Annotated in this window: 6 protein-coding genes; 2 read left to right on the plus strand and 4 right to left on the minus strand. The window is 61.2% G+C overall.

Annotated elements, in window-relative coordinates; genetic code table 11:
• Positions 1–262: 262 nt before the first annotated feature.
• Genes CKW17_RS24970 through CKW17_RS24980 form a run of 3 tightly spaced genes read right to left on the minus strand, consistent with a single transcriptional unit; the run spans position 263 to position 5,160 of the window.
• Positions 263–1,630: an HlyD family type I secretion periplasmic adaptor subunit gene (locus CKW17_RS24970; protein ID WP_007918311.1), complete on the minus strand. Its 1,368-nt coding sequence runs from the start codon at positions 1,628–1,630 to the stop codon at positions 263–265.
• Positions 1,620–3,776: a type I secretion system permease/ATPase gene (locus CKW17_RS24975; protein ID WP_095122335.1), complete on the minus strand. Its 2,157-nt coding sequence runs from the start codon at positions 3,774–3,776 to the stop codon at positions 1,620–1,622. Before CKW17_RS24975 ends, CKW17_RS24970 begins: the two co-directional genes overlap by 11 nt.
• 34 nt (positions 3,777–3,810) lie before the next feature.
• Positions 3,811–5,160, minus strand: a complete 1,350-nt coding sequence (locus tag CKW17_RS24980; protein WP_095122337.1) for a TolC family outer membrane protein — start codon at positions 5,158–5,160, stop codon at positions 3,811–3,813.
• A gap of 359 nt (positions 5,161–5,519) precedes the next feature.
• On the opposite strand from CKW17_RS24980, the gene CKW17_RS24985 reads away from it, so the two are divergent.
• Positions 5,520–22,658, plus strand: a complete 17,139-nt coding sequence (locus tag CKW17_RS24985) for an immunoglobulin-like domain-containing protein (RefSeq protein WP_095122338.1) — start codon at positions 5,520–5,522, stop codon at positions 22,656–22,658.
• 149 nt (positions 22,659–22,807) lie between these two features.
• A complete protein-coding gene (locus CKW17_RS24990) occupies positions 22,808–23,146 on the plus strand; it encodes a hypothetical protein (RefSeq protein ID WP_007918987.1) in 339 nt (112 codons plus the stop codon).
• A gap of 864 nt (positions 23,147–24,010) precedes the next feature.
• Here the strand turns inward: CKW17_RS24990 and lapD are convergent.
• On the minus strand, positions 24,011–25,957 hold the full coding sequence (lapD, locus tag CKW17_RS24995; protein WP_095122340.1) for a cyclic di-GMP receptor LapD: 1,947 nt from the start codon (positions 25,955–25,957) through the stop codon (positions 24,011–24,013).
• Between the last annotated feature and the right edge of the window lie 13 nt (positions 25,958–25,970).

A 25,970-nucleotide genomic window follows, 5' to 3' on the forward strand; every position in this document is an offset into this window, starting at 1 on the left:
GTCGGCAGGTACGCAGGGGGATGACTTTATAGATATAAGAATTGGAAATTAAATACCGTTAATGAATAACGATATGGCGAATGGTGAGGAATGGACTGAGTGGTGAGTGACGGTTTTTGTCACTTCCTGACAGAGATGTGGTGTTTGGGCTGCCGCTATCGCGAGCAGGCTCACTCCTACAGGGATCGCATTCCATCTGGAGAAATGCGATTACTGTAGGAGTGAGCCTGCTCGCGATGAGGCCGGTAAGGCCGCTAGAGAATCAGCGCTCGTGCAACGCCTCGGCTCGCGCGCGGATGATCGGTTTGAGCAGATAACTCAACACCGACTTCTTGCCGGTAATGATGTCCACCGACGCAACCATCCCCGGGATGATCAGCAACGGCTTCTCGTCCGTGCCCAAGTGGCTACGCTCAGTGCGCACCTTGATGATGTAGTAGGTGGTTTTCTTGTCTTCGTCGGTGATGGTGTCGGCACCGATCTGCTCAAGCTTGGCTTTGAGCCCGCCGTAAATGGTGTAGTCGTACGCGGTGAATTTGACGATCGCTTCCTGCCCTGGGTGCAGGAACGCGATGTCCTGCGGACGGATCTTCGCTTCGACGAGCAAGGTGTCGTCCAGCGGTACGATTTCGACCATGTCACTGCCCGGCTGAATCACCCCGCCGATGGTGTTGACCAGCAACTTGTTGACAATGCCGCGCACCGGCGATGTCACCAGCGTGCGGCTGACGCGGTCTTCCAGCGCCTTGCCGGTCGCGCTGGCCTTGTTCAGGTCGGTGCGCGCCTCATTGAGTTGGGTCAGCGCTTCGCTGCGGAACTTGCCGCGTGTCTCGTCGATCTTGCGCTGCACTTCCTTGATCGCCGATTCGGCGCGCGGGATGGCCAGCGTCGTTGCATCCAGCTGACCACGGGTTTCCACCTCGGCACGCTTCAGACGCAAGACCTCCACCGGCGACACCGCGCCCTGCGCCACCAGCGGCTCGGACATGTTGATTTCCTGGCGCTGCAAGCCGAGCTGCTGACGATACTGCGCTTGCTTGGAGGCGAATTCGCGCAGCTCTTGCTGACGCTGAATCAACTGCTCCTGCAACCCACCGATCTCGTCGTGCAATTGCTGCCGGCGGCTGATGTACAGCGATTCCTCACTTTTCGCCTGGCCCGGCACGGCCTTGAGCACGTCCTCGGGGAAATTCAGCGGACGGTCATCGACTTCGGCGCTGAGGCGTTCTACGCGCAGCAGCATCGACAGGCGATCGGCTTCGGTTTCGCCGACGTTGGAGGCAAATCGTGTGTCGTCGAGGCGAATCAACGGCGCGCCGGCTTCAACAATCTGGCCTTCCTTGACGAACAGTTCGGAGATGATCCCGCCCTCAAGGTTCTGGATTTTCTGGATCTTCGACGACGGAATCGCCTTGCCGTCGCCCTTGGTCACTTCGTCGATCACGGCGAAGTTGGCCCACAGCAGCAGGAAGATGAAGAAGCCGATGATCGCCCAGATGGTCAGGCGCACGACGCGCGGGGCGTCTTCGATCAGCGCTTTGTTGACCTCCGGCAGCGGCTGGCCCTGCAGCGATGCCGAGCCCTTGAAGTAGCGACGGATCGAATCCTTGAAACCCGACTTAAGCAACACTGATCTGCCCCTTCTTCAACGCTTCCATCACGGCGGCTTTCGGGCCATCGGCGAGAATCTGTCCACGGTCGATCACCAGCAGACGATCGACCAGCGACAACAGTGAAGCCCGGTGCGTGACCAGCACCACGGTCTTGTTTTCAATCACCGCCGCGAGGCGTTGTTTGAGGCGTTCTTCACCGGTGTTGTCCATCGCACTGGTCGGCTCGTCCATCAGCAAAATCGGAGGGTTGAGCAACAAGGCCCGGGCCAGCGCGACGTTCTGTCGTTGACCGCCGGAGAGGTTCTGTCCACGCTCGCCGACTTGCAGCTCATAGCCTTGCGGATGCAGACGGGCGAATTCGTGGACGCCAGCCAATTCAGCGGCTTGCAGCACCAGTTCGTCTTCTACATAACGTGCGCCGGAGACGAGGTTGTCACGCAGGGTGCCGGCCAGCAGTTGAATGTCTTGCGGCACGTAGCCGATGTTGTAGCGCAGTTCGCTGACGTCGATCTGGCGGATATCCACACCGTCGACCAGCAAGGCGCCGTCGTCCGGCTGATAGAGGCCGACCAGCAGTTTCGCCAGCGAACTTTTGCCCGAGCCGCTGCGGCCGATAATGCCGATTTTCTCGCCGGGACGGATCACCAGGTTGATGTTCTTCAGCGCCGGGTTCTGTTGTTCCGGGTAGGTGAAGCTGAGCTGGCGGCACTCGATCGCGCCTTGCAGAACCTTGCGGCTCAGCGGGCGTTCTTCGAAATTGCGCTCTTGCGGCAGCTCCATCATTTGATCGACCGAGGTCATGGTCACCCGGGCTTGCTGATAGCGGGTCAACAAACCCGACAGCGAAGCCAACGGGCTCAGTGCGCGGCCGCTGAGCATGTAACAGGCAATCAGACCGCCCATGCTCAGGTTGCCGGCGATGATCTGGTACACGCCGAAGACAATCATGATCACCCCGGCCAGTTGCTGGATCAGCAGGGTGATGTTCATCGCCAGACCGGAGAGCATTTTCACCCGTAGTTCGAGGCGACTGAGGGTGCCGATGGTCTGCTCCCACTGATACTGACGTTCGCTTTCGGCGTTGTTGACCTTCACCGCGTCGAGGCCGGCGAGGGTTTCGATCAGGCTCGACTGGCGCTCGGCACCGAGGGCCATGGTGCGTTCCATCGTCGCCACCAGCGGCTTCTGCAAGGCGTAGCCGATCAGCAGAGCAATAGGGAACGCCAACACTGGAATCCACACCAGATGCCCGCCGAGAATGGCGATGACAATAAAGATGAGGATGGTGAACGGCAGGTCGATCAGGCTGGTCAGGGTCAGCGAGGCGAGGAAGTCGCGCAGGCTCTGAAACTCATGGATGTTCTGCGCAAAGCTGCCGACTCGCGCCGGGCGGTACTTCATGGCCATACCGACGATGCGTTCGAACAACGTTGCAGAGATGATCAGGTCGGTTTTCTTTCCGGCCAGATCCAGGCACAGGCTGCGCAGGCTCTTGAGAATCAGGTCGAAGATATAGGCGCCAGTGATACCCAGCGCCAGCACCCACAGGGTCGCTTCGGCCTGGTTCGGCACCACGCGGTCGTAGACGTTCATCACGAACAGCGGCGCGGCCATGGCGATGATGTTGATCAGGAAACTCGCGGCGATCGCATCGGCGTACAGCCAGCGCGAACGCTTCAGGGTGTCACGGAACCACGAGCGTGCACGCGGAATCAGCGTGCCGTGGTTGACGTCGAATTTGTGTTGCGGCTGAGCGAAAAAGACTTTGCCGGTGTAATCGTCGGCGAGCAGTTCGCGACTGACGATGGACTCGCCGCCGTCGGTTTCGCTGAGCAGCACCCGCGCTTCGTTGTCACCCTGCCAGCCGAGCAGGACGGCGCTGCGACCATCCTTGAGCAGCAGCAAGGCCGGCATGGCGATCGCCGGAATTTCTTCCAGTTTGCGCTGCAATACCCGACCTTGCAGGCCGGCGCGAGCCGCCGCGCGGGGCAGCAACTCGACACTCAGACGTTGTTTGGGCAGCGGCAGGCCGGTGGTCAGCATCGCCGCGCTGGCGGGTTTCTGATGAAGCATGCAAAGGGCGAGCAGGCCATCCAGTAACGGATCGTCGTGCAACGCGCGTGGATCATGACTGAGTTGAACTCGACTGACTTCTGATTCCACGCTCGACACTCTTTGACAGTTGAAAAGGGATAACTCAATTCATCCCAGGCAGCTGGACCTTGGGCTTCACGTCGTTCTGCACAACGGATGCCAACGGTGCGACCACTCCCTGGCTTCTGAGCAACTCGCCCATGGTCGCCTTGATTCGGTACTGAGTAAATAACTGAATGTTTTTGATTTCCGCCAGACGCCGCGAAGCGGTGAACAACTCGTTTTCGCTGTCGAGCAAATCGAGCAGGGTCCGTTCGCCAAGGCTGAACTGACGCTGGTAAGCGGTGCGCACCGAGGTGCTGTGATCGACGTATTGCTGCGCAATCGGCACCTGCGCGTTAGCGTTGTTCAAGGCGTTCCAAGCCAGACCGAGTTCTTCGTTCAACTGACGCAGGGCGTTGTTGCGGATGTCCAGCGCCTGGTTCGACAGGTACGACTTGGATTCCAGATCGGCCTTGTTGCTGCCACCGGAATAGAGGTTGAAGCGCATGCGCAGCATGGCTTGCCATTCGTTGTTGTGACCGTTCTGGCCGTCGAGGTCGTTGTCGGCTGTGCGGCCCAGCTCGGCGTCGAAACGTGGGTAGAAGGTCGATTTGGCGGTTTCGTATTGCTTCTCGGCGGCGGCGATGTCGGATTCGGCCGAACGCAGGATCGGGCTGTTTTCCAGCATCTGCTGGCGCGCTTCATTGAGGTTGGCCGGCATCATTGCCATGAACGGCGCCGGACGCTCGAGTTGATCGGGCATCTGGCCAACGGCGCTGAGGAAGTTGGTTTCCGAGTCGGCCAGATTGGTCTGCTCGGTGATCAGGTTGTTGCGGGCCTGGGCCATCCGCGCTTCAGCCTGATCGAGGTCGGCACCGCTGCCAACGCCGCGTTGGGTGCGCAACTGGATCTGGTCGTAGATGCGCTGGTGGCTCTTGAGGTTTTCTTCGGCCAGACGCACGAATTCGCGGCGGGTCAGCACGTCCAGATAGACCTGGGCGACAGTCAGCGCGGTGCGCTCGGAAGTGCCCAGCAAGGAGTAAGCGCGGGAGTTAACGGTGGCTTGTTGACGCCCGACTTCGCTGGACGTCGCAAAACCGTCAAAAACCATTTGCGAGAGACGTAAACTTGACTCGCTGCGGTTCAGGGTTTCGTAGTGGTTACCGGAATTGGCGCGGGTAGTAACGCTGTCGGTGCCTTCACGACCATAACCGCCGAGCAGATCGACCTTCGGCAGGTATCCACCTTTTGCCGCTCTTAATTGATAATCCGCGGCCAAACGACTGTTGACCCCAGCCTGGATTTCCGGATGGACATCCAGTGCCTGCTGCATGGCTTCTGGTAAGGATTGTGCTTGTACAAAAGAGGCGGCGAGAGCGAAGGGTACAGCCATGAAAAGGGGCAAACGCATGGTAATAATTTTCCAGAACTTCTTGTCTTGAATCACAGCAGAATGTCGCGCTGCGTCGGATGATTGGCAACCGGGTTGACCGTATGTCGGAAAGTTCAAAACAGGAACTGGATCACACGCTGAAGGACAGGTCGCCGCGGAAATATCAATGTGACATTAGTGGGGCGATTGTTTAGGATGGCACCCAGAAGGTCAATAGTTTGGCATAAAGTTAATAGCGAAAGAATATAGCCAAATTATTGACGAAAGTAAGCGTCAAACTTGTTTCGCAAAATTTTAAAGTACGTCCAGACTGAATCGGCATCCATGCCATCAGGTCCATGGAAGTCAACTGAACGTGACACCCCGGAGAGTCTTCAATGAGCAGTGTTGTTGCCATCGTCAAAAGCATTGTCGGTCAGGTATTCGTGGTGTCCCCAGAGGGCGTGCGTCGCGTACTCGTTGAAGGCGATCGCCTGTTCGTTGGCGACCAGATCGACACCGGCCTCTCCGGCGCCGTGTCACTTGAATTGGCCGATGGCCGCACCCTTGATCTGGGCCGTGAAACCCAGTGGAGCGCCAACGCGCCCGACTCCAGCACTGACCTGGCCGAGGCCACCGCGCAGGCTGCGCCGTCGGTAGCAGAACTGCAGCAAGCCATCGCCGCCGGTGTCGACCCGACCACCGCCCTCGATGCCACCGCTGCCGGCCCGAGCGCCGCAGGCACGGGTGGTGCCGCCGGTGGTGGCCACAGTTTCGTCATGCTCGACGCCACCGCTGGCCGCGTTGACCCGACCATTGGCTTCCCGACCGCAGGCATCAATGCTGGCGGTCAGGCCGCACAAAACATCACCGGCGGCCAGACCACCGACACCACCACCAACGCCCTGCGTGAGTCGACCCTGAGCCTCAGCGCCACGCCGTCCATCACCGAAGCCGGCGGCGTGCTGGTGTACACCGCGACCCTGACCCAGGCGCCGCTGACCGACCTGACCATCACCCTGTCCAACGGCGCGGTGATTGTGATTCCGGCAGGTTCCACCACCGGCACCGTCAATGTGCCGCTGGCGCCGAACGACACCGTTTATAACGACCCGACCCAGATCGACGTAACCGTCACCGGCACCACCGGCGGTAATGGCATCACCGTGACGCCGCCAACCACTCCGGCCACGACCCAGGTCACTGACACCATCGACACCACCACCGTCACCCTGACGGCCGGGCCGAGTGTCACCGAAGGCGGGCAGATCACTTACACCGCGACCCTGACCAATCCGGCACAAACCCCGGTGACTGTCACCCTGTCGAACGGCTCGACCATCACCATCGGTGCCGGCCAGACCACCGGCACCGTCAACGTGCCGACCCCAGCCAACGATGTCTATAACAACGGCAGCACCGTCACCACCACCATCACCGGTGCCAGCGGTGGCAACTTCGAAAACCTGGTGCCGAACCCGACGCCAGCGGTGACCACCATCACCGATTCGATCGACACCACCAACCTGACCCTGACTGCCACCGGCACAGTGGTCGAGGGTGGCCAGATCACCTACACCGCGACCCTGACCAACCCGGCGCAAACCCCGGTGACCGTCACCCTGTCGAACGGTTCGACCATCACCATCGAAGCCGGCCAGACCACGGGCACCGTCAACGTGCCGACAGCCGCCAACGACGTCTACAACAATGGCGGCACCGTCAGCACCACCATTACTGGCGCTACCGGCGGCAACTTCGAAAGTCTGGTGCCAAACACCACGCCAGCCACCACCACGGTTACCGACTCGGTCGACACCACCAGTGTGAGCCTCACCGCTACCGGTACGGTCGTCGAAGGCGGCCAGATCACTTACACCGCGACGCTGACCAACGCCGCGCAAACCCCGGTGACGATCACTCTGTCGAACGGCTCGACCATCACCATTGACGCCGGCCAGACTACCGGCAGCGTCAACGTGCCGACCGCGGCCAACGACGTTTACAACAATGGCAGTACCGTCAGCACCACCATCACTGGCGCTACCGGTGGCAACTTCGAAAACCTGGTGCCGAACACGACGCCAGCGACCACCACCATTACCGACTCGATCGACGACACCAACCTGTCGCTGACAGCGACCGGGACCGTGTCCGAAGGTGGCTCGATCGTTTACACCGCGACCCTGACCAATCCTGCCGGCACACCGGTAACCGTGACGCTTTCCAACGGTTCGGTAATCACCATCGAAGCGGGCAAGACCACCGGCACCGTGACCGTTCCGGCGCCAGCCGATGACGTCTATAAAGACGCCGGCAAAGTTGAAGTGACCATCAAGGAAGCTTCCGGCGGCAACTTCGAGAACCTGGTGCCGAGCACCGTTCCTGCGGTTACCGAAGTGACTGACACCATCGACACGTCGACCGTGAAACTGACGGCCGACACCTCGGTTGCTGAAGGTGGCACCGTCACTTACACCGCCACCGTCGGCGCGCCGGTGACCGGTTCACCTGTTGTGGTGACATTGGCCAACGGCCAGAGCATCACCATTGAAGTCGGCAAAACCACCGGCACCGTGACCACTACCGCGCCGAATGACGCGTTGACCGGCAATGCGCCGCTGACCAACTCGATCACCGGTGTTTCCGGCGGCAATTACGAAGATCTGGTGGCCGACAAGACTCCGGTTTCGACCAGCGTTACCGATGTTGCCGACACCACCAACCTGTCGCTGAGCGCGACCGGTTCCGTGGCTGAGGGTGGTTCGATTGTTTATACCGCCACGCTGACCAACGCCGCAGGTTCGCCTGTCACTGTGACCCTGAGCAACGGCTCGGTGATCACCATTGAGGCGGGTAAAACCACTGGCACCGTGACCGTTCCGGCGCCCGCCGATGACGTCTATAAAGACGCCGGCAAAGTCGAAGTCACCATCAAGGACGCGACTGGCGGCAACTTCGAGAACCTCGTCCCGAGCACTGTTCCAGCCGTCACCGACGTGACCGATACCGTCGACACCACCACGGTCAAACTGACCGCCACCGAATCGGCTGCTGAAGGTGGCACTGTCACCTACACCGCCACTGTTGGCGCTCCGGTGACCGGTTCGCCTGTGGTCGTGACCCTGGCCAATGGTCAGAACATCACCATCGAAGTCGGCAAAACCACCGGTACCGTGACCACCACGGCGCCGAATGACGCGTTGACCGGCCACGCACCGATCACCAACGCGATCACGGGCGTGAGCGGCGGCAACTACGAAGACCTCGTCGCCGACAAAACCCCGGTCAGCACCACTGTCACTGATACCACCGACACCACCGACCTGACCCTGAGCGCGACCGGTACCGTGGCCGAAGGCGGCCAGATCACTTACACCGCGACCCTGACTAACGCCGCAGGCTCGCCGGTCACTGTGACCCTGTCGAACGGCTCGGTTATCACTATTGAAGCCGGTAAAACCACTGGCACCGTGACCGTTCCGGCGCCCGCCGATGACGTCTATAAAGACGCCGGCAAAGTCGAAGTCACGATCAAGGACGCCACCGGCGGCAATTTCGAGAATCTGGTGCCGAGCACCGTTCCGGCCGTCACCGACGTGACCGATACCGTCGACACCACCACCGTCAAACTGACCGCCACCGAGACTGCCGCTGAAGGTGGCACCGTTACCTACACCGCGACTGTCGGCGCGCCAGTGACCGGTTCGCCAGTGATCGTGACGTTGGCCAACGGCCAAACCATCACTATCGGCGTTGGCCAGACCGAGGGCACCGCAACCACCGTAGCGCCAAACGATGCGTTGAACGGCCACACCCCGCTGAGCAACGCAATCACTGATGTGAGCGGCGGTAACTACGAGAATCTGGTCGCCGACAAAACCCCGGTTTCGACCACTGTCACTGACACCGTCGACACCACCAACCTGTCGCTGACTGCGACCGGCACCGTGGCGGAAGGCGGTTCGATCGTTTACACCGCAACGCTGACCAACCCGGCCGGCACGCCGGTGACCGTGACCTTGAGCAACGGCTCGGTGATCACCATCGAAGCCGGTAAAACCACCGGCACCGTGACGGTTCCTGCGCCAACAGATGACGTCTACAAAGACGCCGGCAAGGTCGAAGTCACGATCAAGGACGCCACTGGCGGCAACTTCGAGAACCTCGTTCCGAGCACCACCCCAGCCGTAACCGACGTCACTGACACCGTCGACACCACCAGCGTCAAACTCACCGCGACCGAGTCGGCGGCTGAGGGTGGCAGCGTGATTTACACCGCAACCGTCGGCGCGCCAGTGACCGGTTCGCCTGTGGTCGTGACTCTGGCTAACGGTCAGACCATCACCATTGGCGTAGGCCAGACCACCGGCACCGCGACCACCACCGCACCGAACGATGCATTGACCGGCCACGCGCCGATCACCAATGCGATCACTGAGGTGAGCGGTGGTAACTACGAAAATCTGGTCGCCGACAAAACCCCGGTTTCGACCACTGTTACTGACACCGTCGACACCACCAACCTGTCGCTGACTGCGACCGGCACCGTGGCGGAAGGCGGGTCGATCGTTTACACCGCGACGCTGACCAATCCGGCTGGCACGCCAGTGACCGTGACGTTGAGCAACGGTTCGGTGATCACCATTGAAGCCGGCAAAACCACCGGCACTGTCTCCGTTCCAGCTCCGGCCGATGACGTCTACAAAGACGCCGGCAAGGTCGAAGTGACCATCAAGGATGCCACTGGCGGCAACTTCGAGAACCTCGTTCCGAGCACCACCCCAGCCGTAACCGACGTCACTGACACCATCGACACCTCGACGGTCAAACTGACCGCTACCGAGTCGACGGCTGAAGGTGGCACCGTTACCTACACCGCTACCGTGGGCGCGCCAGTCACCGGTTCGCCTGTCGTCGTGACCTTGGCCAACGGCCAGAACATCACCATCGAAGTCGGCAAAACCACCGGCACCGTGACCACCACCGCACCGAACGATGCGCTGACTGGCCATGCACCGTTGATCAATGCGATCACCGACGTTTCCGGCGGCAATTACGAAAACCTCGTGGCTGACAAAACCCCGGTCAGCACCACCGTCACCGACACCACTGATACCACCAACCTGTCGCTGAGCGCGACGGGAACTGTGGCTGAAGGCGGCCAGATCACCTACACCGCGACCCTGACCAATGCCGCTGGCAGCCCGGTCACCGTGACCCTGAGCAACGGCTCGGTGATCACCATCGAGGCGGGCAAGACCACCGGCACAGTGACCGTTCCGGCGCCTGCCGATGATGTCTATAAAGACTCAGGCAAAGTCGAAGTCACCATCAAGGATGCGACTGGCGGCAACTTCGAAAATCTGGTGCCGAGCACTGTCCCGGCCGTGACCGAAGTGACTGACACCATCGACACCTCGACCGTGAAGCTGACGGCCGACACCACTGTGGCTGAAGGTGGCACTGTCACCTATACCGCCACTGTCGGCGCGCCGGTCACCGGTTCGCCGGTCGTGGTGACCCTGGCCAATGGTCAGAGCATCACCATCGAAGTCGGCAAGACCACTGGCACCGTGACCTTCACCGCGCCGAACGATGCGTTGACCGGTCAGGCGTCGCTGGGTAATTCGATCACGGGTGTGAGCGGCGGCAACTACGAAAACCTGGTGGCTGACAAGACCCCGGTTTCGACTACGGTCACTGACACCGTCGACACCACTGACCTGTCGCTCAGCGCCACCAACTCGGTCGCCGAGGGCGGTTCGATCATCTACACCGCGACGCTGACCAACCCGGCTGGCTCGCCGGTGACTGTGACCCTGTCGAACGGCTCGGTCATTACCATCGAGGCCGGTAAAACCACCGGCACCGTGACGGTTCCTGCGCCAGCCGATGACGTTTACAAAGACGCCGGCAAAGTCGAAGTGACCATCAAGGACGCCACCGGCGGCGACTTCGAGAATCTGGTACCGAGCACTGTCCCGGCCGTGACCGAAGTCACTGATACCGTCGACACTACCACCGTCAAACTGACCGCCACCGAGTCTGCGGCTGAAGGTGGCACCGTCACCTACACCGCCACGGTCGGTGCGCCAGTCACTGGCTCGCCAGTTGTGGTGACCCTGGCCAACGGTCAGAACATCACCATCGAAGTGGGTAAAACCACTGGCACCGTGACCACCACTGCGCCGAACGATGCGTTGAACGGCCACACCCCGCTGACCAATGCGATCACTGATGTGAGCGGCGGTAACTACGAGAATCTGGTAGCCGACAAGACACCGGTTTCAACCAACGTTACTGACACTGTCGACACCACCAACCTGTCGCTGACCGCGACTGGCACCGTGGCTGAAGGCGGTTCGATTGTTTACACCGCGACCCTGACCAACCCGGCCGGTACCCCGGTCACCGTGACCCTGTCGAACGGTTCGGTAATCACCATCGAAGCGGGCAAAACCACCGGCACCGTGACGGTTCCTGCGCCAGCCGATGACGTTTACAAAGACGCCGGCAAAGTCGAAGTGACCATCAAGGACGCCACCGGCGGCAACTTCGAGAACCTCGTTCCGAGCACCACGCCAGCAGTTACTGACGTTACCGACACCATCGACACTTCGACGGTCAAACTGACCGCCACCGAGTCAGCGGCTGAAGGTGGCACCGTCACCTACACCGCCACTGTCGGTGCACCTGTGACCGGTTCGCCAGTTGTCGTGACCCTGGCCAACGGTCAGAACATCACCATCGAAGTGGGTAAAACCACCGGCACCGTGACCACCACCGCACCAAACGATGCGTTGACCGGCCATGCGCCGCTGACCAACGCGATCACCGACGTGAGCGGCGGCAATTACGAGAACCTCGTGGCCGACAAAACCCCGGTCAGCACCAACGTGACTGATACCGTCGACACCACCAACCTGTCGCTCAGCGCCACCGGTTCGGTGAACGAAGGCGGCCAGATCACCTACACCGCGACCCTGACCAACGCCGCTGGCTCGCCAGTCACCGTGACCCTGAGCAACGGCTCGGTGATCACCATCGACGCCGGCAAAACCACCGGCACCGTCACCGTCGACGCGCCGAAAGATGACGTCTACAAAGATGCCGGTACCGTTGAAGCGACCATCAAGGGCGCGACCGGTGGCGACTTCGAAAACCTGGTCACCAGCACAGCGCCAGCCGTCACCACCGTTAACGACACCATCGACACCTCCACCGTGTCGCTGACCGCCACCGCCAACGTCGCTGAAGGCGAAACCGTGGTCTACACCGCGACCGTGACCGCGCCAGTCACTGGCTCGCCGGTTGTCGTGAACCTGTCCAACGGCCAGACCATCACCATCGCCGTCGGTGAAACCAGCGGCACGGTGAACTTCGTCGCGCCGAATAGCCCGTTGGCCGGCGGCAGCTCGCTGAGCGTGACCATCGACGGCGCTACCGGCGGCAACTACGAAAAACTCGCGGTCGACGGCAAGTCCGCCGACACCGCAGTGTCGGACACCAACGACACCACCAACCTGAACCTGACCGCGACCGATTCGGTGGCTGAAGGCGGTTCGATCGTTTACACCGCGACGCTGACCAACCCGGCCGGCACGCCGGTAACCGTGACCCTGAGCAACGGTTCGGTGATCACCATCGAAGCCGGTAAAACCACGGGTACCGTGACCGTCGCTGCTCCAGCCGATGACGTCTACAAAGACGCCGGCAAAGTCGAAGTGACCATCAAGGATGCAACCGGCGGCAACTTCGAGAGCCTGGTGCCGAGCACCGTGCCGGCCGTGACCAACGTCACCGACACCCTCGACACCACTACCGTCAAACTCACCGCGACCGAGTCGGCGGCTGAGGGCGGCAGCGTGACTTACACCGCAACCGTCGGCGCGCCAGTGACCGGTTCGCCTGTGGTCGTGACCCTCGCTAACGGTCAGACCATCACCATCGGCGTCGGCCAGACCACCGGCACCGCGACCACCATCGCGCCGAACGATGCATTGAGCGGTCACGCGCCGATCACCAATGCGATCACCGAGGTGAGAGGCGGCAACTTCGAAAACCTGGTGGCGGACAAGACCCCGGTTTCGACCAATGTCACCGACACTGTCGACACCACTGACCTGTCGCTGACGGCGACCGGCACCGTTGCGGAAGGTGGTTCGATCATCTACACCGCGACGCTGACCAACGCGGCTGGCTCACCAGTCACCGTGACGCTGTCGAATGGCGCCGTGATCACCATCGAAGCGGGCAAGACTTCCGGCACAGTCACCGTTCCAGCTCCGGCTGATGACGTCTACAAAGACGCCGGCAAAGTCGAAGCGACCATCTCCACCGCTACCGGTGGCAACTTCGAAAACCTAGTGCCGAGCACTGTTCCAGCCGTCACTGAAGTGACTGACACCATCGACACCTCGACCGTGAAACTGACGGCGACCGAGACCGCCGCTGAAGGTGGTACCGTCACTTACACCGCGACAGTCGGGGCGCCTGTGACAGGCTCTCCGGTTGTGGTGACCCTGGCCAACGGTCAGACCATCACCATCGAAGTCGGTAAAACCACGGGCACCGTAACCTTCATCGCACCGAACGATGCGCTGACCGGTCATGCGCCGATCACCAACTCGATCACCGGTGTCACTGGCGGCAACTACGAAAATCTCGTGGCCGACAAGACACCGGTCAGCACCACCGTGACCGACACCGTCGACACCACTAACCTGTCGCTGACTGCGACCGGTTCTGTGGCTGAGGGCGGCTCGATCACCTACACCGCGACATTGACCAACGCTGCCGGCTCGCCAGTCACCGTGACCCTGTCGAACGGCGCGGTGATTACCATCGAAGCCGGCAAAACCACTGGCACCGTGTCTGTTCCAGCGCCAGCCGATGATGTCTACAAAGACGCCGGCAAGGTTGAAGCGACGATCTCCACCGCTACCGGTGGCAACTTCGAAAACCTGGTGCCGAGCACTGTTCCGGCCGTGACCGAAGTCACCGATACCATCGACACCTCGACCGTAAAACTGACGGCCGATACCTCCGTGGCTGAAGGCGGCACCGTCACTTACACCGCCACGGTTGGCGCGCCGGTTACCGGTTCGCCGGTTGTCGTGACCCTGGCCAACGGTCAGACCATTAACATCGGCGTCGGCCAGACCACAGGCACCGCCACCACCACCGCGCCGAACGACGCATTGACCGGCCACGCGCCGATCACCAATGCGATCACTGAGGTCAGCGGTGGCAATTACGAGAATCTGGTGGCCGACAAGACCCCGGTTTCGACCAATGTCACCGACACTGTCGACACCACTAACCTGTCGCTGAGCGCGACGGGTTCTGTGGCCGAGGGTGGTTCGATTGTTTACACCGCAACCCTGACCAACGCGGCTGGCTCACCAGTCACCGTGACTTTGTCGAACGGCGCGGTAATCACCATCGAAGCCGGCAAAACCACAGGCACTGTGACCGTTCCAGCTCCGGCCGATGATGTTTACAAAGACGCGGGCAAAGTTGAAGCGACGATTTCGACTGCCACCGGTGGCAACTTCGAAAACCTGGTGCCGAGCACTGTTCCGGCTGTGACCGAAGTCACCGACACCATCGACACCTCGACCGTCAAACTGACGGCCGATACCTCCGTGGCCGAAGGCGGCACCGTCACTTACACCGCCACTGTCGGCGCTCCAGTAACCGGTTCGCCGGTCACCGTAACGCTGGCCAACGGTCAGAACATCACCATCGAAGTCGGCAAAACCACCGGCACCGTGACCACCACCGCACCGAACGATGCGCTGACCGGTCAGGCGCCACTGACCAACTCGATTACCGGTGTTACTGGCGGCAACTACGAAAACCTGGTGGCCGACAAGACCCCGGTTTCAACCACGGTCACCGATACCGTCGACACCACTAACCTGTCGCTGAGCGCGACGGGTTCGGTTGCTGAAGGTGGCTCGATCATCTACACCGCAACGCTGACCAACGCCGCGGGCTCGCCAGTCACCGTGACCCTGTCGAACGGCGCCGTGATCACCATTGAGGCGGGTAAAACCACTGGCACCGTCACCGTCGCTGCGCCGGCGGATGACGTTTACAAAGATGCCGGCAAAGTCGAAGCAACCATTTCGACCGCGACCGGTGGCAACTTCGAGAATCTGGTGCCAAGCACCGTGCCGGCCGTGACCAACGTCACTGACACCATCGACACCACCACCGTCAAACTGACAGCGACAGAGTCGACAGCAGAGGGTGGCAACGTCACCTACACCGCGACTGTCGGCGCGCCAGTCACCGGCTCGCCGGTTGTCGTAACCTTGGCCAACGGTCAGACGATCACCATCGGCGTCGGCCAGACCACCGGTACCGCGACCACCACGGCGCCAAACGACGCATTGACTGGCCACGCTCCGCTGACCAACTCGATCACCAACGTGACCGGCGGCAACTACGAAAACCTTGTTGCCGACAAGACACCGGTTTCGACCAACGTCACCGACACTGTTGACACGACCAACCTGTCGCTGAGCGCGACCGGCACCGTGGCTGAGGGTGGCTCGATTGTTTACACCGCGACGCTGACCAACGCGGCTGGTTCGCCAGTCACCGTGACCCTGTCGAACGGCGCGGTGATTACCATCGAAGCCGGCAAAACCACCGGTACCGTGACTGTTCCTGCGCCAGCCGATGACGTCTACAAAGACGCGGGCAAAGTCGAAGCGACGATTTCGACGGCAACGGGCGGCAATTTCGAAAACCTGGTGCCGAGCACGACGCCGGCTGTGACCAGCGTCACCGACACCATCGACACCACCACCGTGAAGTTGACCGCCACTGAGTCGGCGGCTGAAGGCGGCAACGTTGTCTACACCGCTACCGTAGGCGCGCCGGTTACCGGCTCGCCCGTTGTCGTGACTTTGGCCAATGGTCAAACCATCACCATCGGTGTAGGCCAGACCACGGGCACCGCAACCACTGCGGCGCCAAACGATGCCTTGACCGGTCACGCGCCGCTGACCAACGCGATCACCAACGTGACCGGCGGCAACTACGAAAATCTCGTGGCCGACAAGACGCCGGTCAGCACCAACGTCACCGATACTGTCGACACTACCAACCTGTCACTGAGCGCGACTGATTCGGTTGCTGAAGGTGGTTCGATCGTTTACACCGCGACCCTGACCAACGCCGCTGGCTCGCCAGTGACCGTTACTCTGTCGAACGGTGCCGTGATCACCATCGACGCCGGTAAAACCACCGGCACCGTGACCGTTCCGGCACCGGCCGACGATGTCTACAAAGACGCCGGCACCGTGCAGGCCACGATCAGCACCGCCACCGGTGGCAACTTCGAAAACCTGGTGCCGAGCACGACGCCGGCTATCACCAGCGTCACCGATACCATCGACACCACCACGGTGAAACTGACCGCGACCGCCACTGCCGCTGAAGGCGGTAACGTCGTCTACACCGCGACGGTTGGCGCACCAGTAACCGGTTCACCAGTCGTAGTAACCCTGTCGAACGGTCAGACCATCACCATTGGTGTTGGCCAGACCACCGGCACCGCGACCACTACCGCGCCAAACGACGTTTTGACTGGTCATGCGCCACTGACCAACGCGATCACCAACGTGACCGGCGGCAACTACGAAAATCTCGTGGCCGACAAGACCCCGGTCAGCACGAACGTGACCGACACTGTCGACACCACCAATCTGTCGCTGAGCGCTACCAATTCGGTCGCTGAAGGCGGTTCGATTGTTTACACCGCGTCCCTGACCAACGCCGCAGGCTCGCCAGTCACCGTGACGCTGAGCAACGGCGCCGTGATCACTATCGACGCTGGCAAGACCACCGGCACCGTAACCGTTCCAGCGCCAGCCGATGACGTCTACAAAGACGCCGGTACCGTGCAGGCGACCATCAGCACCGCCACCGGTGGCAACTTCGAAAACCTGGTGCCGAGCACGGCGCCGGCTATCACCAGCGTCACCGACACCATCGATACCACCACGGTGAAACTGACGGCAACGGCCACTGCGGCAGAGGGCGGCAACGTCGTCTACACCGCGACCGTCGGAGCTCCAGTCACTGGCTCGCCTGTGGTTGTAACGCTGGCCAACGGTCAAACCATCACCATTGGCGTTGGCCAGACTACGGGGACTGCGACCACTACCGCACCGAACGATGCGTTGACCGGTCACACGCCGCTGACCAACTCGATCACCAACGTCACTGGCGGCAACTACGAAAATCTCGTAGCCGACAAGACGCCGGTATCGACCAACGTCACTGACACCGTCGACACCACCAACCTGTCGCTGTCCGCGACCGGCACCGTGGCCGAAGGTGGCTCGATCGTCTACACCGCGACCCTGACCAACGCCGCTGGCTCGCCAGTGACCGTGACCCTGTCGAACGGCGCCGTGATCACTATCGACGCTGGCAAAACCACCGGTACCGTGACCGTTCCAGCGCCAGCCGATGACGTCTACAAAGACGCCGGCACCGTACAGGCGACGATCAGCAACGCCACCGGTGGCAACTTCGAAAACCTGGTGCCGAGCACGACGCCGGCCGTGACCAGCGTCACCGACACCATCGACACCACCACCGTCAAACTGACAGCCACCGCCTCGGCGGCAGAAGGCGGCAACGTCGTCTACACCGCGACCGTCGGTGCTCCGGTGACCGGTTCGCCTGTGGTTGTAACGCTGGCCAACGGTCAAACCATCACCATCGGCGTTGGCCAGACCACCGGCACCGCGACCACCACTGCGCCAAACGACGCTTTGACCGGCCATGCACCGCTGACCAACTCGATCACCAATGTGACTGGCGGCAACTACGAAAACCTCGTGGCCGACAAAACTCCGGTTTCGACCACCGTCACCGACACCGTCGACACCACGAACCTGTCGCTGTCCGCGACCGGCACCGTGGCTGAAGGTGGCCAGATCACCTACACCGCGACCCTGACCAACGCTGCCGGTTCGCCAGTTACCGTAACCCTGAGCAACGGCTCGGTGATCACCATCGACGCCGGCAAAACCAGCGGCACCGTAACCGTTCCAGCGCCAGCCGATGACGTCTACAAAGATGCCGGCAACGTCCAGGCAACGATCAAAACCGCGACTGGTGGCAGCTTCGAGAATCTGGTGACCAGCACCACGCCAGCCGTGACCAGCGTCACCGACACCATCGACACCACCACCGTGAAACTGACCGCGACCGGCTCTGCGGCTGAAGGCGGCAACGTCGTCTACACCGCCACTGTCGGTGCAGCCGTGACCGGTTCGCCGGTCGTGGTGACCCTGGCCAACGGTCAGACCATCACCATCGACATCGGCAAGACCACCGGCACCGCAACCACCACGGCGCCAAACGACGCACTGACTGGTCACGCCCCGCTGACCAACTCGATCAGCAACGTCACGGGCGGCAACTACGAAAACCTCGTGGCCGACAAAACCCCGGTCAGCACCACCGTGACCGACACCGTCGACACCACCAACCTGACGCTGTCCGCGACCGGCACCGTGGCTGAAGGTGGCCAGATCACCTACACCGCGACCCTGACCAACGCCGCTGGCTCGCCAGTGACCGTGACCCTCAGCAACGGCTCGGTGATCACCATCGACGCAGGCAAAACCACTGGCACCGTGACTGTTCCTGCACCGGCTGACGACGTCTACAAAGACGCCGGCACCGTGCAGGCAACCATCACTGGCACCAGCGGCGGCGGCTTCGAAAATCTGGTGACCAGCAACACGCCAGCCGTGACCAACGTCACCGATACGATCGACACCACCACCGTCAGCATCACTGGCAGCAGTTCGGTGACCGAAGGCCAGACCGCCAGCTACACCGTCAGCCTGAACCACCCGGCGCAAACCGAAGTGACCCTGAAAATCGTCTACAGCGGTACCGCTGCCGACGGTTCGGATTTCACTGGCGTATACACCGTGAAGATCCCGGCAGGTGCGAGCAGCGCGCAGTTCAACGTCGCCACCATCGATGACAAGATCACCGAAGGCACCGAGAACTTCGTGGTCAAGATCGATTCCGCCACCGGCGGCAACTTCGAAAACCTCGCGGTCAGCAGCACCAACGGCAGCGTCAGCACCTCGATCATCGACAACGATGCGCCGCCGGTGCTGGACCTGGATGCCAACAACTCCAGCGGCGCTACCGGTGCCGACTACAAGGTGACCTTCACCGAAAACACCCCGGGCGCGGGCGTGTCGATTGCTGACACCGACATCAGCATCACCGACCCGGACAGCACCATGCTCACCGGCGCCACTGTGGTCCTGACCAACCGTCAGGACGGCGATGCGCTGAACCTGGGCAACAGCGTCAACGGCATCACCATCAACGCCAACAGCACCAACGGCACCGTGACCCTGACGCTGTCCGGTAACGCGACGCTGGCCGACTACATGCAGGCCATCAAGAACATCAACTTCACCAACAGCAGCGAAAACCCGAGCACCGTGCCGCGGGTCATCACCGTGACCGTGACCGATGGCGGCAACTACTCCAACACCGCGACCACCACGGTCAACGTGGTGGCAGTCAATGACGCGCCGGTCGCTGCGCCGAGCAATGTCACCGGTACCGAAGACACCCCGCTGGTGCTCGGCTGGTCAACCTTCGGCGTGACCGACGTCGACAGCCCGGCCAGCAGCCTCGGCATCAAAATCACCCAGCTGCCGGGCGAAGGCAAACTGCAGTATCTGGACGGTTCGACCTGGAAAGACGTCGCCAACAACCAGACCTTCAGCAAGGCTGACATCGACGCGGGCAAGCTGCGCTTCCTGCCGGATGCCAACGAGTCGGGCGTCAACGGTTACGGCGGCACAGGTCTGGGCAACAACCAGGCTGACTACGCACAGATCAAGTTCCAGCCAACCGACGGCCAACTGCTGGGTAACACCGGCACCGTGAAGATCGACATCACGCCAGTGGCGGATGCGCCGACCGTGAGCGTGGCCGACAACAGCGTGAAGTCCACCGGCCTGATCAAGGAAGTCTGGACCGGCCTGTCGGGTCTGGGCACCAACGGCAATGGCGCGGATTCGACCACGTTGAAAAATGTGATCGACGGCGCTGGCACTCCGAACACCAGCACCAATGTGAACAACGTGCAGTCCGACGGCAGCGTGACCGCCGGCACAGCGTCGAAGACCTCGGGCCTGATCTATCTGGAAGCCGGCAAGACCTACACCTTCAGCGGCATCGCCGATGACAGCTTGCTGATCACGATTGGTGGCAAGAGTGTGGCTTCGGGTACCTGGGGCGCGGGCGGCGCCATCAATGGCTCGTTCACCCCGACCACCAGCGGCTACTACACCCTGGACATCTACCACCACAACCAGAGCGGCCCGGGCAGCTACGACGTCAATCTGTCGGTCAACGGCAGTACGCCGATCGACCTGAGCAGCGCCGGCGTACCGATCTACACCGGCGTGAAGGATCTGGTGAATTCGGGCGTGACCGTCTCCGATCTGCACGGCACTAACGGCGAAGGCTATTACGACGGCTACAAACTCAACACCGGCGCCGAAGGCACCACGGTGAAACTGTCGGCAATCACCACCGCGCTGACTGACACCGACGGCTCGGAAACCCTGAGCGTGAAGATCAGCGGCGCGCCGGTCGGCTCGGTGCTCAGCGATGGCGCGGGTCACACCTTCACCGTCACCGCCAGCAGCGGCGACGCCAACGTCACCGGCTGGAATCTCGGCAGCCTCACCGTGACCCCGCCGCCGTACTACAACGGCCAGTTCAACCTGACCGTGACCTCGACCTCCACCGAGATGGTCGGCGGCTCGGCCAGCAGCACCGCGACCATTCCGGTCACGGTGGTGCCGGCGGTCTACAACGCCGTGGTTGCTACATCGGGCGATGACACCGTCACCGGCACCGATGGCAACGACATCATTGTTGCCGACATCGGTGGTCTGACCGTGGTGCCGGGCACCAACTACAACATCGCGTTCATGGTCGACAGCTCCGGCAGCATGAGCGCGTCGTCACTCAACGCGGCCAAAGACTCGCTGACCTCGGTGTTCAACAGCCTCAAGCAGAGCCTGGGCGGCAGCAATTCGGGCACGGTGAACATCTTCCTCGTCGACTTCGATACCCAGGTCAACAAGTCGGTGTCGGTGAACCTCAACGACCCGAACGCGCTGACACAACTCAAAGCGGTACTGGACTCGATGGCCTCCGGCGGCGGCACCAACTACGAGGACGTGTTCAAGACCACGGCCAACTGGTTCCAGAGCGCTGACGCGGTGGCCAACACCGGGGCGAAGAACCTCACGTACTTCATCACCGATGGCCAGCCGACCTACTACCAGAGCGGCGAGCAGACCAACCCGACGCTGTACGGCAACGTGAAGCTCGACGATGTGGTGAAAACCAGCAACTACAAGCCGGGCGACACCTTCAGCACCTACATCGACAATACCCACGCGTTGACGATCAACAGCGCCGGCACCGTAACCCTGCAAACCTACAATTCGTGGTGGGGCTGGAGCGGCACTAATCTGGGCACCATCCACGCGCAGGGCGACGGCACTTATGAGTTGTCGAGCCTGGCGGGTACCGGCAACAGCACCAACTCGTCAACAACCAGTAACTCGACCAGTGGCTTTGCCTTGCTCAGCGGTCTGTCGAACGTCGAGGCTATCGGACTGAACAACGATGTCAGCCTCAACGATCTGAAACCTTACGATTCGGATAAAACCCCGCAGACCAACATCGATCCGAAGGATCTGGCCAACTCGATCATCGGCCACACCGAAGCGACGATGCCGGGCAACGACACCGTCAGCGGTGGCGACGGCAATGACATCCTGTTCGGCGATCTGGTGAGCTTCAACGGCATTGCCGGTGAGGGTTATCAGGCGATGCAGGCGTTCGTGGCCAAGGAAACCGGGGTCGACGTCAGCAAAGTCACCACCAGTAACGTGCACCAGTACATCACCGAGCACTATCAGGCGTTCGATGTGTCCGGCGCGCATGACGGTAACGACACGCTGTTGGGTGGCGCAGGCAATGACATCCTCTTCGGCTCGGGCGGCAACGACTGGCTCGATGGCGGCAAAGGCAATGACATCCTGCTCGGCGGCACCGGCAACGACACGCTGATCGGCGGTCAGGGCAACGACATCCTGATCGGTGGTTCGGGTGCCGACACCTTCGTCTGGAAAGCGGGCGATACCGGCAACGACGTGATCAAGGACTTCAAGGCCAGTGAAGGTGACCGTATCGACCTGCGCGATCTGTTGCAGGGCGAGACCGGCAGCACCATCGATAACTTCCTGAAGATCACCACGGTCGACGGCACGTCGTCGCTGCAAGTCAGCTCGGCGGGCAAGTTCAATTCGGGCGACGCCGCTGCGGCAACCCCGGATGTGACGATCAAACTGGAAGGCAACAACTGGTCGAGTGCCAACATTCACAACCTGATTGCCGGCAGCGACCCGACCATCAAGGTCGACCACAACAACAGCTGATACGTGAACAAAAACGGCCGCCGTTCTGGTGCGGCCGTCACGTTTGTGCGGTCCGGACCGGTGACGATTGCGTCGCCGCCCCGCATACTCGCGTGCAGTTGGCTATGCTGCTGACAGCATGACGCTGGTTCATTTCCGAGGGATGCTCAATGTTTTACGTGCAACGCGATGCGCAAGGTCTGTTGATTCGCGTGGAAGCCGCGGCCTACGCCGAGGCCACGGAAACGCTGCCGGCCGACAGCCATGAAATCCAGGCCTGGTTCGCCAACGAAGTGGTGGAAACCAGCCTGAAACAGCTCAAGCAGAGCGACTTCGAAATGATTCGGGTACTCGACGACCTGATTCAGGTGCTGACCCAGAAAGGCGTGATCCGCGTCACCGACCTGCCACCGGCGGCTCAGGCCAAGTTGATGGACCGGACACAGGCGCGGGAAGCGTTGGGCGGGTTGAGTCAGTTGATCGATGAGGATGAGGGCGGGTTGATCTGATCCGCTCAGAATCAAAGGCCTACCCTCACCCCAGCCCTCTCCCCGAGGGAGAGGGGGCCGACCGAGGTGTCTGGCGTTATACATCGACCTGAGAAATCGAGTCGATTATGGATTCAGCGCAAATCGTTCACGTCAGCGTATTTCCCGAATATCCCCCAATCAGTCCCCTCTCCCTGACCGAGAAGGGCCGATCGAGGTGTCTGGCGCCATACATCGACCTGAAAAACCGGGTCGATTGTGGATTCAGCACAAATCGTTCACGTCGGCGTATTTCCCGAATATCCCCCAATCAGTCCCCTCTCCCTGACCGAGAAGGGCCGATCGAGGTGTCTGGCGCCATACATCGACCTGAAAAACCGGGTCGATTATGGATTCAGCGCAAATCGTTCACGTCGGCGTATTTCCCGAATATCCCCCAATCAGTCCCCTCTCCCTGACCGAGAAGGGCTGACCGAGGTGTCTGGCGTCGTACATCGACCTGAGAAATCGAGTCGATTATGGATTCAGCGCAAATCGTTCACGTCGGCGTATTTCCCGAATATCCCCCAATCAGTCCCCTCTCCCTGACCGAGAAGGGCCGATCGAGGTGTCTGGCGCCATACATCGACCTGAAAAACCGCGTCGATTGTGGATTCAGCACAAATCGTTCACGTCGGCGTATTTCCCGAATATCCCCCAATCAGTCCCTTCTCCCTGACCGAGAGCGGCCGATCGAGGTGTCTGGCGCCGTACATCAACTTGAGAAATCGAGTCGATTATGGATTCAGCGGAGCTCTTTCACGTCGGCGTATTACATCAATATCCCAAGGTCAGTCCCCTCTCCCTCTGGGAGAGGGCTAGGGTGAGGGTTGCTTTTGCAATGACTCACCGCCAAGGCTTCGGCTCACCCAACAACTGCCCTTGAACCCCATACAAACCCATCTCGCGAATCACCGCCAACTCCCCCTCCGTCTCGACCCGCTCGGCAATCAGCGGCAGATCGATGCTGTGCGCCGCACGCTGGATCGCCTCGATGAACAGACGCTTGTCGCTCTCCTGATCAATCGCACGAATGTAGCTGCCATCGATCTTCAAGTACGCCAGCCCCAACCGCGCCAGGTTACCGATCATGCTGAAGCGCCCACCAAAGCGCTGCAGGCTCAGGGAGAAGCCGAGTTCACGCAGGCGCCGGGTCAACTGCTCCAGCACCGCTTGCTCCGGCAATTGCTCCTCGCCGATTTCCAGGGTCAGGCGCTCGCCGAGGTTGGAATGCGCGCGCAAAATCTCGAAGACTTTGTTCAACGCCTGCGGATCCGCCAGGGTCGCCGAAGACAGGTTCAGCGCCAGCGAATCTTCATGTTCTTTCATCTGCTCCAGCACGCGCTCAAGCATCAGGCGATCCAGCCGCGCGGTCCAGCCAAAGCGCTCCAGCCACGGCAAGAAGCGCCCGGCCGGGATCGTCTGGCCCTGATCATCGAGCAAGCGCGAGAGCACTTTGTAATGCAGCACCAGTTGCGTGTCGGCGGCAGCCACCACCGGCTGGAAATACAGCTCGAAACGCTGCTGACTCAAGGCCTGATCGAGCAAACGGTGCCAAGCGTGATGATCGTCGCCAACGTCCGCCGTCAGGCTCTGATCGATGCAGGCCCAGTTCTGCTCGCCCTGCCCTTCGGCTTGCGCCAGCGCCTGATCGCCAAGCGTCAGTACCTGTTGCGGCGAATCGCCGTGAGTGAATGGCGCCAGGCCGATCGACGCCACCGCAGCAACGTCGGTCGCGCCGGTGGCATGCAGACTGCTCAAGGCATTGTCGAGGTTCTGCGCCAGTTGCAGCGCTTCTTCACGAACCAGCCCCGGCGCCAGCACGGCAAATTCGCCGCCGCGAATACGGGTGACGAGATTCTGGGTTTCCGGGTACTTGGCGCATTCGCGGGACAATTGTTCGCCAACTGCTTTCAGCAGTTCATCGGTGCGCTGGCCACCGAGACGCTGGTTGAGCCCGGCCAGATCCTTGACCCGCAACAGCAGCAGATAACCGGAGCTGGCCTGCTCCGGGTTGCTCACCCGATTGTTCAACTGCATCTCGAAATATCGCCGGTTGGCCAACCCCGTCAGATTGTCCTGATAAGACTCGGCCCGCAGTTTTTCACTGCGCTCGGCCTGCTCCTGAAACAGCGCTTTGAGCTTCTCGACCATCTGGTTCATCGCCTGCACCACACGGCGCAACTCAGGCGTGCGCGGCAGATCCGGCAGGCTGAGGAATTCGCGGCGGGCGATGGCGTGGGATTGCTTGACCATGTAATCCAGTGGCTTCAACTGCCGGCGCAGCAGCAGCGCACCGAGGACGGCACTGATCGCACCGCAGATCAGCAGCCAGCCAAGGCTGCCCAACGCGCTCTGCCACAGCTTGGCCACGGCAAACATCGGATGGCTGACCACTTCGACCCGCGCTGCCTGTTCCCAGCCACGACTGACCAGCGCGTCGCCACCGGCAGGTTCCAGGCCAATCAGTTTGACGAACCAGTCCGGCACGTTAGTGACGGCCGGAATGCCGTTGCGCTCGACGATCGTCTGGTCAGTCTTCAGATCGACCACGCGGATGCTCGCGTAGTAACCGCTGTCGAAAATCGAGCTGACCAGCAACTCGACCATCGCCGGGTCGTCGATATTCGGCGTCAGCGACAAGGCCAACGCGGTCGCGGCGTCTTGCGCGTGGGAACGCAACTGGTTGACGTACTGGGTACGCGAGCTTTCCAGACTGACCATGAAGCTGCCGGTGAAGGCGACCACCAGGAACAGACAGATAGCGATCAACAGCTGTTTGAACAAAGACATCTGAGCGCGTGCT

It is taken from the genome of Pseudomonas sp. Irchel s3f10 (genome assembly GCF_900187515.1).
Taxonomy (GTDB): domain Bacteria; phylum Pseudomonadota; class Gammaproteobacteria; order Pseudomonadales; family Pseudomonadaceae; genus Aquipseudomonas; species Aquipseudomonas tensinigenes.